The organism is Henriciella sp., from assembly GCF_029937755.1.
In the GTDB taxonomy this organism is placed as follows: Bacteria; Pseudomonadota; Alphaproteobacteria; order Caulobacterales; family Hyphomonadaceae; genus Henriciella.
On the sequence record NZ_JAPYPG010000004.1, the window covers coordinates 231,111 to 242,835 of the forward strand.

The 11,725-nt window shown below is 62.1% G+C and carries 12 protein-coding genes; 6 read left to right on the forward strand and 6 right to left on the reverse strand.

Annotation, left to right across the window (positions count from 1 at the left end):
- Positions 1 to 3 precede the first annotated feature (3 nt).
- The 3 genes from Q1K29_RS10905 to metH are packed head-to-tail and all read left to right on the forward strand — an operon-like array spanning position 4 to position 3,625.
- A complete protein-coding gene (locus Q1K29_RS10905) occupies positions 4 to 561 on the forward strand; it encodes a pyridoxamine 5'-phosphate oxidase family protein (RefSeq protein ID WP_300394668.1) in 558 nt (185 codons plus the stop codon).
- Positions 558 to 989, forward strand: a complete 432-nt coding sequence (locus Q1K29_RS10910; protein WP_300394671.1) for a gamma-glutamylcyclotransferase family protein — start codon at positions 558 to 560, stop codon at positions 987 to 989. Before Q1K29_RS10905 ends, Q1K29_RS10910 begins: the two co-directional genes overlap by 4 nt.
- Positions 986 to 3,625: a methionine synthase gene (gene metH / locus Q1K29_RS10915; RefSeq protein ID WP_300394674.1), complete on the forward strand. Its 2,640-nt coding sequence runs from the start codon at positions 986 to 988 to the stop codon at positions 3,623 to 3,625. Before Q1K29_RS10910 ends, metH begins: the two co-directional genes overlap by 4 nt.
- Here the strand turns inward: metH and Q1K29_RS10920 are convergent.
- On the reverse strand, positions 3,622 to 4,359 hold the full coding sequence (locus Q1K29_RS10920; RefSeq protein WP_300394677.1) for a carbonic anhydrase: 738 nt from the start codon (positions 4,357 to 4,359) through the stop codon (positions 3,622 to 3,624). The two genes, metH and Q1K29_RS10920, sit on opposite strands and share 4 nt — an antisense overlap.
- A gap of 384 nt (positions 4,360 to 4,743) precedes the next feature.
- Here Q1K29_RS10920 and Q1K29_RS10925 point away from each other — a divergent pair, with 384 nt between their 5' ends.
- Positions 4,744 to 5,655, forward strand: a complete 912-nt coding sequence (locus Q1K29_RS10925; RefSeq protein ID WP_300394680.1) for a hydrogen peroxide-inducible genes activator — start codon at positions 4,744 to 4,746, stop codon at positions 5,653 to 5,655.
- A 3-nt stretch (positions 5,656 to 5,658) separates the two neighbouring features.
- On the opposite strand, the gene yghU is transcribed toward Q1K29_RS10925, so the two are convergent.
- A complete protein-coding gene (yghU, locus tag Q1K29_RS10930) occupies positions 5,659 to 6,531 on the reverse strand; it encodes a glutathione-dependent disulfide-bond oxidoreductase (protein ID WP_300394682.1) in 873 nt (290 codons plus the stop codon).
- 96 nt (positions 6,532 to 6,627) lie between these two features.
- Positions 6,628 to 7,485 (reverse strand): SDR family oxidoreductase, encoded by an 858-nt coding sequence (locus tag Q1K29_RS10935; protein WP_300394684.1) that lies wholly within the window; start codon positions 7,483 to 7,485, stop codon positions 6,628 to 6,630.
- Positions 7,486 to 7,548: 63 nt separating this feature from the next.
- Between Q1K29_RS10935 and Q1K29_RS10940 the strand changes: the two genes are divergently transcribed.
- Positions 7,549 to 8,199, forward strand: coding sequence for a tetratricopeptide repeat protein (locus Q1K29_RS10940; RefSeq protein ID WP_300394685.1), 651 nt, complete (start codon positions 7,549 to 7,551; stop codon positions 8,197 to 8,199).
- Positions 8,186 to 8,923, forward strand: coding sequence for a hypothetical protein (locus Q1K29_RS10945; RefSeq protein WP_300394687.1), 738 nt, complete (start codon positions 8,186 to 8,188; stop codon positions 8,921 to 8,923). Before Q1K29_RS10940 ends, Q1K29_RS10945 begins: the two co-directional genes overlap by 14 nt.
- A gap of 149 nt (positions 8,924 to 9,072) precedes the next feature.
- Here the strand turns inward: Q1K29_RS10945 and mtgA are convergent, their stop codons facing one another.
- Genes mtgA through Q1K29_RS10960 form a run of 3 tightly spaced genes read right to left on the reverse strand, consistent with a single transcriptional unit; the run spans position 9,073 to position 11,627 of the window.
- Complete coding sequence (gene mtgA / locus Q1K29_RS10950; protein ID WP_300394689.1) at positions 9,073 to 9,843, reverse strand: monofunctional biosynthetic peptidoglycan transglycosylase; 771 nt, start codon at positions 9,841 to 9,843, stop codon at positions 9,073 to 9,075.
- Positions 9,822 to 10,952, reverse strand: a complete 1,131-nt coding sequence (gene queG / locus Q1K29_RS10955) for a tRNA epoxyqueuosine(34) reductase QueG (RefSeq protein ID WP_300394690.1) — start codon at positions 10,950 to 10,952, stop codon at positions 9,822 to 9,824. The genes mtgA and queG overlap by 22 nt, the downstream gene beginning before the upstream one ends.
- Positions 10,953 to 11,627, reverse strand: coding sequence for a glutathione S-transferase family protein (locus tag Q1K29_RS10960; protein WP_300394692.1), 675 nt, complete (start codon positions 11,625 to 11,627; stop codon positions 10,953 to 10,955).
- Positions 11,628 to 11,725: the final 98 nt, after the last annotated feature.

An 11,725-nucleotide genomic window follows, 5' to 3' on the forward strand; every position in this document is an offset into this window, starting at 1 on the left:
TCCATGGGCAAAACGTATGAAAAGCTCGATGACAAGCTCATCGATTTCATCAAGGCACAGAAGATGTTCTTCGTTGCGACAGCCCCGCTGTCGGAAGAGGGGCATGTGAATGTCTCGCCCAAGGGCTATGACAGTTTCATCGTGATCGATGAGACTACGGTCGCTTATGCCGACCTTGGCGGGTCCGGCATCGAGACACTCGCGCATGTCAACGAGAATGCGCGGATCACGATCATGTTCTGCGCCTTCGAAGGACCGGCAAACATTGTCCGCATCTATGGCAAGGGGCGGACCCTGCAATTCAACCACCCCGACTTCGAAGCCGAGATCGGTCGCTTCCCGCCCGGCCATGAGCGCGCCCGCAACATCATCTATGTCGATATCACCAGCGTGAGCGACAGCTGCGGCTGGGGCGTGCCCTTCTATGAATTCAAGGGCCAGCGCGATCAGCTCCAGCGCTATGTCGCGAACAAGCCGCTCGACCAATGGCATGAAAGCCGGCTCGCCAAGAACGCCGAAAGCATCGACGGCCTGCCCGGAATGGCCCGCGAGACGTCATGATCGCACCGCCTGTCTCCTCCGGCGACCAGTTCATCTTTTACGGCCTCCTGAAACAGGGGGCCGCGAGTGCGCCTGCGCATCTGGATTTCCCGCGCCATGGGGAGTTTCTCGGGCCCTGCCGGTTCCGCGGCCGCATGATTGATCTTGGCGGCTTTCCGGGCGTCGTGCCGGGCGAGGAGACATGTCATGGCGTGCTCTACCGGCTCGATACAGCCCGGCTGGCCCGCCAGATGGACGAATTCGAAGGCATCCGCGCCGGCAATCCGGACGGATCGCTCTACCGGCGCGAAAAGACAGACATCCTCGACGATTCAGACCGCCCCAGCGGGGAGCGGGCCTGGATCTACACCTACAACCAATCCACTGACGGCTACCCTGTCCTCGAAGACGGCAACTGGCCCCTTGAGAAAGGACGCCCACGCACATGACTGAAACAGCCTCCCAGATCTTCATCAATATCGGCGAGCGGACCAACGTCACAGGCTCGGCGAAATTCCGCAATCTCATCAAGGCGGGCGACTATGATACCGCTGTCGATGTCGCGCGCCAGCAGGTCGAGAACGGCGCGCAGATCATCGATGTGAATATGGATGAGGGTATGCTGGACGGCGTCGAGGCGATGACGACCTTCCTCAACCTCATCGCCGCCGAGCCCGATATTGCGCGCGTGCCGGTGATGATCGACAGCTCCAAATGGGAGGTGATCGAGGCCGGCCTGAAATGCGTGCAGGGCAAGGCTATCGTGAACTCCATCTCGCTGAAGGAAGGCGAGGAACAGTTCTTCGAGCAGGCTCGCAAGATCATGTCCTATGGCGCGGCCACCGTGGTCATGGCCTTTGACGAGGACGGCCAGGCCGATACCGCCGCGCGCAAGATCGAGATCTGTACGCGCGCCTACAAGCTGCTGACCGAAAAAGTCGGCTTCCCGCCGGAAGACATCATCTTCGATCCGAACATCTTTGCGGTCGCGACCGGTATCGAAGAGCACAACAATTACGCCGTCGACTTCATCGAGGCATGCAAGGCGATCCGGGCGAACCTGCCGCACTGTCACATCTCCGGCGGGCTATCGAACGTCTCGTTCTCCTTCCGCGGCAACGAGATCGTGCGCCGGGCGATGCACTCGGTCTTCCTATATCATGCTATCCCGGCCGGCCTCGACATGGCCATTGTGAATGCCGGCCAGCTCGACATCTATGACAATATCGACCCGGAGCTGCGCGAGGCCGTCGAGGACGTGATCCTCAATCGCCGCGACGATGCGACCGAGCGCCTGCTGGACCTCGCCGAGCAGTATCGCGGCCAGAAAGGCGAGGTGAAGAAGAAGGATATGAGCTGGCGCGAGCAGCCGGTCGAGAAGCGTCTCGAACACGCGCTCGTTCACGGTATCACCGAGTTTGTCGTCGAGGACACGGAGGAATGCCGCCAGCGCGCCGAACGTCCCCTGCATGTCATCGAAGGTCCACTGATGGACGGGATGAATGTCGTCGGCGACCTCTTCGGCGCCGGCAAGATGTTCCTGCCGCAGGTCGTGAAGTCAGCCCGCGTGATGAAGGCGGCTGTGGCCCACCTGACCCCCTTCATCGAGAAGGAGCAGAAGGAACTCGGCCTCGACAAGGTGTCCAATGGCAAGGTCGTTCTCGCCACGGTGAAGGGCGATGTGCACGATATCGGCAAGAACATTGTCGGCGTGGTGCTCGGCTGTAACGGCTATGACATCATCGACCTCGGTGTGATGGTGCCGGCGGAGAAGATCCTCGAGACCGCCATCGAGGAAAAGGCGGACATGATCGGCCTGTCGGGCCTGATTACGCCGTCGCTCGATGAAATGGTCTTCGTTGCCTCCGAGATGCAGCGCCAGGATATCCACCTGCCACTCCTCATCGGTGGTGCGACGACGTCGCCGGCACATACGGCAGTGAAGATCGACCCGGCCTTCCCGGCCGCGCCTGTCATCCATGTCAGCGATGCGAGCCGCGCAGTGGGCGTCGTCAGTGCGATGATGAATGATGATGACCGCGAGACGATGTGGGGCACCACCAAGGCGCGCTATGACCGCATCCGCGAGAGCCGCGCAGGCGGTCCGCCGACCCCGCGCCTGCCGATCGAGGAAGCGCGCGAAAAGGCCTTCAACGCAACCGAACCGTCCGCCCCGGCCCCGACCTTTACCGGCGTGAAGACGTTTGACGATGTCGATCTGTCGGAACTGAAGGACTATATCGACTGGACGCCGTATTTCATGAGCTGGGATCTGGCCGGGCGCTATCCGCAAATCCTTGAGGATGAGAAAGTCGGCGAAGCGGCGACTGATCTCTGGCGCGACACCCAGACCATGCTGCAGCGCCTGCTCGGCGAAGGCTGGTTCAAGCCGAAGGCCGTGATCGGTTTCTGGGAAGCAAACCGTGAGGGCGACGACATCAAGCTCGGCAACGGCGAGACGCTCCATACGCTGCGTCAGCAGATGGTGAAGAATAACGAAAAGCCGAACTTCGCCCTGGCCGACTTCGTGGCCGAAAGTGGCGACCATATCGGCGCCTTCTGCGTGACGTCCGGCGCCGAGGCCGACGCGATCTCGAAAGAGTTCAAGGACAAGGGTGACGACTATTCCGCCATCATGGTGCAGGCGCTGGCCGACCGCTTCGCCGAAGCGATGGCCGAGTACATGCACGAAAAGGTCCGCAAGGAGCTCTGGGGCTATGACCCGGATGAGGCCTATGACAGCAATGACCTCATCAAGGAAAAGTATCGCGGCATCCGCCCCGCCCCCGGTTATCCGGCCCAGCCCGACCACACCGAGAAGGAGCTGATCTTCAAGCTGCTCGAAGCCGAGGAACGCATCGGTGTGTCGCTGACATCCAGCTTCGCGATGAGCCCGGCGCCGTCTGTCTCAGGCCTTTACTTCGCCCACCCCGACAGCGCCTATTTCGCCGTCGGCCGCATCGAACGCGACCAGGTGGAGGATTATGCGAAACGGAAAGGCTGGGACCAGCGCACCGCAGAACGCTGGCTGGCCCCAATCCTCAATTATGATCCGTTCGCCGTGAATACCGACGAGGCGGCCTAGACAGTATCGAAGAAGTCAACGAAGCCGGTATCGAGGTGGTAGTAGGCCCCGACGACCTTCACCCGGCCGGCGTTCTGCGGCTCCAGCAGGATCGGATCTGAGTCCTCACGCAAGCTGCGCACGACGCGACGGACATTCTGTTTGACCGCATTTTCGGTTTTGTCTCCGTCGGTCTCGCGTGCTTCGAGAACGGCAGGAATGATCGGCTCGACCATAGCGCCGATCGACCCGGGAAAGCGTGTATTGGCCTCCACGACCGACATCGCCGCCTTCACCGCCCCACAGCTTTCGTGCCCCATCACAACGACCAGCGGCACAGCAAGCTCCGCCACGGCATATTCGATGGATCCCATCGCGACCGTATCCACCGTGTTGCCGGCATTGCGGATGATAAAAAGCTCGCCCAGGCCACGCCCGAACAACAGCTCCGGCGGGACACGGCTGTCAGAGCACGTCACATAGGCGCAGAAAGGGGCCTGCCCCTTTGCAAGCTGCAGCTTTCGCTCCGCGCTGATATCGGGATTGACCACGCGTCCTTCGAGAAAGGCCTTGTTTCCCTCCTTCAACAGGGCGAGCGCACCATCGGCATCCAGCGTCGTCCGTCCATCCGTGGTAGGGGCTGGCGGTACGGCGGCTGCCGTCTGCGCCGATGCGGCCGTCGTGCCACCTGCCAGGGCGAACCCTGCGGCGCCGCTTGAGGCTATCAGGCCGCGGCGAGAAATCTGATTTGTCATATGAGTGCTCCAGGCAAAGAAACGGGGAATCCTTGACCGGATGCCTGACTGGGAGAGTGAGGGTCGAGACAGTCAGGCATCCGGTTGACTTGCGGCCTGCCCGGGATGGGAAGGGTGGCAGATGCCGTGGGCAAGGCCGCAAGCGAAAGCGTCATGCGGGATTGCGATCCAGCTGGCCGGTCGGCCAGCTCGCATCAGACGGGCGCAGGCCCGTGAGACGGTTTGCTAAATCCTTCCGCATCTTTTGAAACCGCTTGCGGCGGCGAAGGATTTTGCGAGTTCTGATCACTTTTTTTCTCCATCATTGCTGATGGACTGGATGTGGGCTGGCGTTATGATAACTCCAATCGAAAGTGATCTGTTTTTCAATAGCTTCAAACTATCATGCGCCCTACACTTCGACAGCTTCAATACATCGTCGCCATCGCCGATTGCGGTCGCTTTCATGAAGCCGCAAAGCGCCTCCATGTCAGCCAGCCCAGCCTTTCAGCCCAACTCGCCGAGGCCGAGGCCGATCTTGGTGTGATCGTCTTTGAACGCGGCCGAAAGGGGGCTTCTCCCACCCCTGTAGGCGAGGACATTATTCGGCAGGCCCGCCTCATCTTGAGTGAGGTCGAAGAACTCCGGACACTGGCGCTGGGCGCCAAGAACACCGTGGCCGGTCGAATACGCCTGGGTGTGCTTCCGTCAATAGGCCCTTACCTTTTGCCGTCTGTGACACGACAGCTGCATGACCGCTTTCCTGATTTGAGGCTCAACGTCCGTGAATGTGACACGGTCGAACTCGACCAGGGCCTTCGCGACGGTCGCTTCGACATCATCATTTCGACCCCGGATGATCACGCCGATCAGCGCGCGGAGACTCTCTTCGAGGAAAAGCTCTGGGTATGCGGTCCGCCAGAAGACCTGCTGGCGATCGATGGTGGACCGATCCAGCTGGGCCAGCTGGCCTCGCGTCCGCTTCTTACACTCGGGGCCGGGCACAGGCTCAGCAAGCTGATCGCTGAAATCGCCCGGGAGGCGGGGACGACCATCAGCGCGGAATACGAAGGCTCAAGTCTCGATGCGGCGAGACAAATGGCCGTTATGGGCGCCGGCTACGCGATCCTGCCCAGCCTGTATGCACTCTCGGAAGCCAAGCGCGACCCGGACTTTGTCGTCAGGGAGATCGATAACACTCTATGCCAGCGCACGATTGCATTGGTCTGGCGACCAACCTCACCTCTTGAAAAGGAGTTCGGCGTCCTGGCGGACCTCATGAAATCAGTGGCCGCAGATTTTCTGGGACGCCATTAGTCCCTACTCCGCCGCTTCCACCTTGTCCTGCGTCTTCGTGTCGAAGTCGCTGGCGTCGTGGCGTTCGCGCAGCTGTGAGGACGGGTCGCCGAAGGTGCGGTTGACCATGCGGCCGCGTTTCACCGGCTCGCGTCCACCGACCTGGTCGGTCCAGCGGATGACGTTGGTGTATTCATGGACCTGTAGGAACTCGCCCGCCTCATAGATGATGCCCTTGGCCATGGCGCCATACCAGGGCCAGATCGCCATGTCGGCGATGGAATACTCGTCGCCGGCCATGTACTCGTTCTCGGCGAGATGGCGGTCGAGCACGTCCATCTGGCGTTTCACTTCCATGGCAAAGCGGTTGATCGGATACTCCATCTTGGTCGGCGCATAGGCGTAGAAGTGCCCGAAGCCGCCGCCGAGATAAGGCGCGGAGCCCATCTGCCAGAACAGCCAGTTCAGCGCCTCGGTGCGCTTGACGTGATCGCTCGGCAGGAAAGCGCCGAACTTCTCGGCGAGATAAAGCAGGATCGAGCCACTCTCGAAGACGCGCGTCGGCGGATTGGTCGTATGATCGGCCAGCACCGGGATTTTTGAGTTCGGGTTGAGCGCGACATAGCCGGAAGAAAACTGGTCGCCCTCACCGATATTGATCAGCCAGGCGTCATATTCCGCTCCCTTGTGGCCGGCCGCCAGCAGCTCCTCGAACATGACGGTGACTTTCACGCCATTGGGTGTGCCCAGCGAGTAGAGCTGGAAGGGATGCTTGCCGACAGGCAGTTCCTTGTCATGCGTCGCGCCGGCGACCGGACGGTTGATCTTGGCGAAACGGCCGCCGCTTTCAGCGTCCCAGGTCCAGACTTTCGGAGGTGTGTACTCGGTATCGCTCATGAGGGTGTCCATTCTTGCTCGGTCTTGTCTCTGCACGAAGAGGTAGGACGGCGAAGCCAAGCGCGCAATCAGATCACCCGTTTGTGAGGCGAGCTTTCAGTTTTTCTCTTCCGCCTCGAGGATGGCCTTCAGCCCCTCACGATAGGTCGGGTAGCGGGGGCGCCAGCCAGTGGCAGCCTTCAGCCGTGCATTCGAAACGCGCTTGCACTCGGCATAGAAACTCCGCGCCATCGCACTGACATCGGCCTCGTCGAGATCCACCGGCACGGGGGCTGCCATGCCGAGCAGGTCGGCCGCATAGGTCATGACATCCTGCGGCGGGGCGGCCTCCTCATCACAGAGATTGAAGGGTCCTGTCAGGTCCGGGCGCTGGATGAGCGCGAAGAGACCGCTGGCAATGTCATCGACATGAATGCGTGAGAAGACCTGACCGGGTTTCACCACCTGCTCTTCCTTGCCGCCGCGCACCCTTTCGAGCTGCGAGCGGCCCGGCCCGTAAATGCCCGGCAGGCGGACAAAGCGGGCATCGGGCCGTGCCTCTCGCCATTGCGCTTCAGCCTGTACGCGCCGTTTGCCACGCTTCGTGCCCGGATTGGACGAACTCCACTCAAAGGCCCAGCCGCCATTGAGATCGCCATAGATGCCCGTGGTCGAGAGATAGGTGATAGAGGCGGCCTCGCCTGCCTGCGTGACGGCAAGCGCAAAGCCGGGACAGCCCTCATCATCAGGCGGTGTCGAGATGACCCAGTGGCTGCCCTTGCCGGCCTTGGCGACAGCATCGGCATCACTGGTCAGGACAGGCTCGATCCCTTTTTCCCGGAGCGCCTCGGCCTTCTCTTCGCTGCGAGCCGTGCCGAGGACCTGCCAACCGCCGGTCTCAAGACATATCTCGGCCAGTCGCGAGGCGGAGTAGCCCGGCCCGATCAGGAAGAGGGTTGGTGACTGATCTGTCATTTGCGTCTGGCAAACCCACTCAGTAACGAAGGTTCAGTAGAGTTCCCGAGGGGGTATCAGACTATGAGCTTGCTAGCCATGGCGCTTACCGTGCTGCCATTCAGCCAGTCGGCGATCGAGGAAATCGAGCGCGCCGAGCAGGAACGCCTCAACGCCTGTATCGAACTGGTCGGTAAAAACCCGGAAGACGCCTATGAGGAAGGCTTGCGCTGGCTCGGCGAAGGGGCAACGCCCGCCGCGCGCTATTGTACCGCCAATGCGCTGATCGGTCTCGGAAACTACAAGGAAGGCGCCGCGCGGCTCGAGGAACTGGCGAATGCCCCGGATGCGGGCGGGGAAGCCGACCGCGCGCTTTATCTCGCCCAGTCCGGCAATGCCTGGCTGACAGCCGGCTATCCCGAGGCGGCGGTAACGACGCTGACCAATGCGCTGAAGCTTGCCCCCAATGATGCCGACATTCGCGTCGACCGGGCAGCCGCCTATCTGATGAACGAGAAGTGGGAACCGGCGATTGCCGATCTCGACCAGGCCCTGGCGCGCTATCCGAATGATATCGAAGCGCTCCGCCTGCGTTCACGCGCCCATCTGAACCTCGAAAATCTCGACAAGGCCGAGACCGACATGAGCCGTGCCCTGTTCCTCGACGGGCGTAATGTCGATACGCTGGTGCTGCGCGGAGACATCCGCGAGGCCAAACGGCTTGCCGAGGAGTAGGCTCCAGACGGCCCTGGCCTTTCTGGGCCAGCGGGAACGCCCATGGTTCCTGCTCGCCTCGCTGGGTGTGAACCTTCCTCTCTTCTGGCTTCTGGCCAGTGTCGCAAGGTCCGGTCCAGCCCCGGGCAGCGAAATCATCATTCCTGTCTCGACGGTCGAAGTGATACCGGAGGCGGAACCACCTCCCCCGCCTCCCGAGCCAGTGGCTGAAACACCATCAGACGTCGAGCCCACGCAGGCTGACCCGCCACCTGCTGCCGAAGAAACACCCACACCCGCACCGGCTCCACAGATCCGCTCGCCCGTAACAGCGCGGCCGGGAGAGACAGCGGACGCCGCGCCCTCACCGTCCGGCGAAACAGAGGGCCCCGTGCTCGACCTGCCGGTGATTTCAGAGCAGGAGGTGAAGGCCGCCGACGCCTTGCGCGCCTTCCAGTGTAACAGGCTCGGTGCCGGGCGGCCCTCATGGTGCGATGAGCAACCCACAGAGATGCTGGCGATGCCAGACCCGGCCAGGGAGCCCGACATGGCGCCGAAACGCTGGGCCGATTTCGAGATGCCGCGTATCAATCCGGCGATCAGGCGCATCTGGGCGGAAGGCTGCCCGCCCAAGGATGGGGTCATCAATGACGCCTTTACCCAGGACACGACCTATTACAGGCAAGGCGCGCATGCCGGGGTTGGCAGCCTGTCAAAGAACAGCGTGAACAAGCGCTGCCCGTAAAAAAGCAGAGTTGGTTTGGCTTATCTCCGCTTTCCCAGCGCACGCTGGGACCCATGGCGGTTGAGGACACACCTGCCAGCCGCCATGGATCCCGGATCAAGTCCGGGAAGACGGGAGACGGGGAGCGTGCAGGCCTTTTTTGGCCAGCTCTATTTTGCCGCGGCCTTCTGGCGCTCGGCCCATTTAGCAGGCTCCAGCACGCAATCATCAAGGCCTTCATTGGAAACCACGCGCATCCGCGCCTGCAGGGTGCTGGCCCGGCCGCGGACATAAGGCCCGGGCGGATCGACCCGCCACTCATGCGGATTGGGCAGGACGGCGGCCAACAGGGCGGCTTCGTACTGTGTCAGGTCCTCAGCCCGCTTGCCGAAGCGGACCCGCGCGGCAGCTTCTGCACCGAAAATCCCGTCGCCCCACTCGATCGTGTTGAGATAGTTTTCCATCACCCGGCGCTTGCCCCACATGCCGTCAATGAAAAGCGCGAACCAGGCCTCGCCCGCCTTGCGGGCATACCCGCCACCATTCCAGAAGAAGACGTTCTTGGCCGTCTGCTGGGTGATGGTGGACGCGCCGCGACGGCGTCCGCGCCGCTGGTTCTCGTCTATGGCTTTCTGGAGCGCCTCGAAGTCGATCCCGTCATGGGAGCAGAAGCGGGAATCCTCGGCCGCGATGACGGCCGTCACGAGGTGCGGCGATATCCGGTCCAGTGGCACCACGGCGCGGCGAAAGTCCTCTCCGCCCAGGGTCCGCTCCATCATCAGGATACTGCCCGGCACAGGCACCCATTTCAGGGCAATGGCGTAAAGATGGGCCAGCACGAAGAGGAGCGCGAGCAGCTTGGTAAGCCGGACAGCCCAGCGCAGCACGAGGCTTCGGGCAGACGGTTTTTCCTGTCGCTCTAGCGTGGTGTCAGCGCCCATTCGGCCTTTACCCCCTCATCACTCTCATCGCCTGCTCGCCGGGCTCTTTCGCTTTCGAACCGGGCCATATCGAGGCGCGAGAGTGCCCAGACAGCGGCACCGCGCACGACCGGCGCCTCATCATCGAGATGCGGCAGCACAGACCCGCCGACAAGCCGGGGCTCACCGCTATTGCCTATCGCTATAAGCACATTGCGCAGCATGCGGTTCCGCCCGGTGCGCTTGATCGGTGAACCGGCGAACACTTCCCGGAAACCCTCATCATCCAGGGCGGCCAGGTCTTCCAGCTCGGGCAGCTTCAGCTCGGCGCGCGCCCAGAGCTTATGTTCGGCCGAGGTATGGGCAAACTTGTTCCACGGGCAGATGGCGAGGCAGTCATCGCAGCCATAGATGCGGTTGCCCATCGGGGCGCGGAACTCCGCCGGGATCGGTTCGGCATGCTCGATGGTCAGGTAGGAAATGCAGCGGCGCGCATCGAGCTGATAGGGAGCGGGGAACGCATCTGTCGGACAGATGTCGAGGCAGGCCCGGCAGGATCCGCAATGGTCTTCCTCTGCCTCGTCAGGCTGGAGTTCGGCAGCTGTCAGGATCGCGCCGAGGAACAGCCAGCTACCATGCTCTCGGCTGACGAGGTTGGTGTGCTTGCCTTGCCAGCCGAGGCCGGCCTTCTCCGCCAGCGGTTTCTCCATGAGGGGCGCAGTGTCGACGAACACCTTCACCTCCTCGCCGGAGGCTTGGGCAAAGTCGCGGGCGAGCTGTTTCAGCTTCTTCTTGATCAGGTCGTGATAATCGGCGCCCCGCGCATAGACGGAAATGTTGCCATGCTCCCGCATTTCGAGCTGCGGCAGGGGGCTCGCCGGCGGGCCGTAATTCATGGCGAGTATGACGGCCGACTTCGCGTCGGCCCACATGGCGGTCGGAGCCTTGCGGCGCTCCAGCGTGGTTTCCATCCAGCCCATCTCGCCATGATGGCCGCGCTCGACAAAAGCCTGCAGGCGTTCACCAGCCGCCCACGGCTCATCAGCCCGGCAGATGCGGCAGTCGGCAAAGCCGAGATCGCCCGCCATCCGTTTCAGGCGGGCTTCCAGACTGTCTTCAGGCTCGTTCATTCAGAAATCGAGATCGGCATAATGCCGGGCGGGCCGCGTGCCTTCCACCTTGTCAGCGAGCAGCGGCCGGAAGCTCGGCCGGGATTTGATCCGAGAATACCACGCCTTGAGGTCCGGCGTCATGTCCCACGGCACATCACCGAAATAGTCATAGGCCGACAGGTGCGCGGCGATCGAAAGATCGGCCAGCGTCAACATGCGCCCGGCCATATAGGTTCGCGTCTCGGCGAGGCCGTTGAGGAAAGTCATCTTCGATTTCAGCGCATGCACGCCCATGCGCAGTGTCGAACTGTCGGGCTCCCTGGCGCGGCGCACCCATTGATTGACGCGTTCGGTGAGCAGTGTCGCATTCACCTCCGCAAAGCTGTCCTCGCTATAGCGCCACAGGCGGCGGGCTTCGGCGCGTTCCTTTGCGACGAAGGGAAGCAGGCGTGGACTGGGGATCACCTCTTCGAGGTATTCGCAGATCGCATGGGTGCCGATGGCGCTGACCTTTTCCTCCGCGCCCGTATCGACCATGACCGGCGCGCGGGCACCGGGCGCCATGGCGGTCAGCTCCTCCGGCTGGGCCCATGGCAGCACCAGGGTCAGGTCGATCGGGCAGCGCTTTTCCCCCAGTGCGAGACGCACTGTGCGCGCAAGCGGATCGATCGGCCAATGCCACAACCTTTTCATAGTCCGGTCACTCCAGAGGCTGAACCAGCCTGTTTGTCAGTCATAAGCAGCAAGATTTTGCGCATTACAGCATTCCATGCTTCATGCGGTCGCGAATT

Bases quoted from the DNA above. Each gene is read 5' to 3' on its own strand.
- Q1K29_RS10905 (WP_300394668.1), top strand. From the start codon at position 4: ATGGGCAAAACGTATGAAAAGCTCGATGACAAGCTCATCGATTTCATC.
- Q1K29_RS10910 (WP_300394671.1), top strand. From the start codon at position 558: ATGATCGCACCGCCTGTCTCCTCCGGCGACCAGTTCATCTTTTACGGC.
- metH (WP_300394674.1), top strand. From the start codon at position 986: ATGACTGAAACAGCCTCCCAGATCTTCATCAATATCGGCGAGCGGACC.
- Q1K29_RS10920 (WP_300394677.1), bottom strand. From the start codon at position 4,359: ATGACAAATCAGATTTCTCGCCGCGGCCTGATAGCCTCAAGCGGCGCC.
- Q1K29_RS10925 (WP_300394680.1), top strand. From the start codon at position 4,744: ATGCGCCCTACACTTCGACAGCTTCAATACATCGTCGCCATCGCCGAT.
- yghU (WP_300394682.1), bottom strand. From the start codon at position 6,531: ATGAGCGATACCGAGTACACACCTCCGAAAGTCTGGACCTGGGACGCT.
- Q1K29_RS10935 (WP_300394684.1), bottom strand. From the start codon at position 7,485: ATGACAGATCAGTCACCAACCCTCTTCCTGATCGGGCCGGGCTACTCC.
- Q1K29_RS10940 (WP_300394685.1), top strand. From the start codon at position 7,549: ATGAGCTTGCTAGCCATGGCGCTTACCGTGCTGCCATTCAGCCAGTCG.
- mtgA (WP_300394689.1), bottom strand. From the start codon at position 9,843: ATGGGCGCTGACACCACGCTAGAGCGACAGGAAAAACCGTCTGCCCGA.
- queG (WP_300394690.1), bottom strand. From the start codon at position 10,952: ATGAACGAGCCTGAAGACAGTCTGGAAGCCCGCCTGAAACGGATGGCG.
- Q1K29_RS10960 (WP_300394692.1), bottom strand. From the start codon at position 11,627: ATGAAAAGGTTGTGGCATTGGCCGATCGATCCGCTTGCGCGCACAGTG.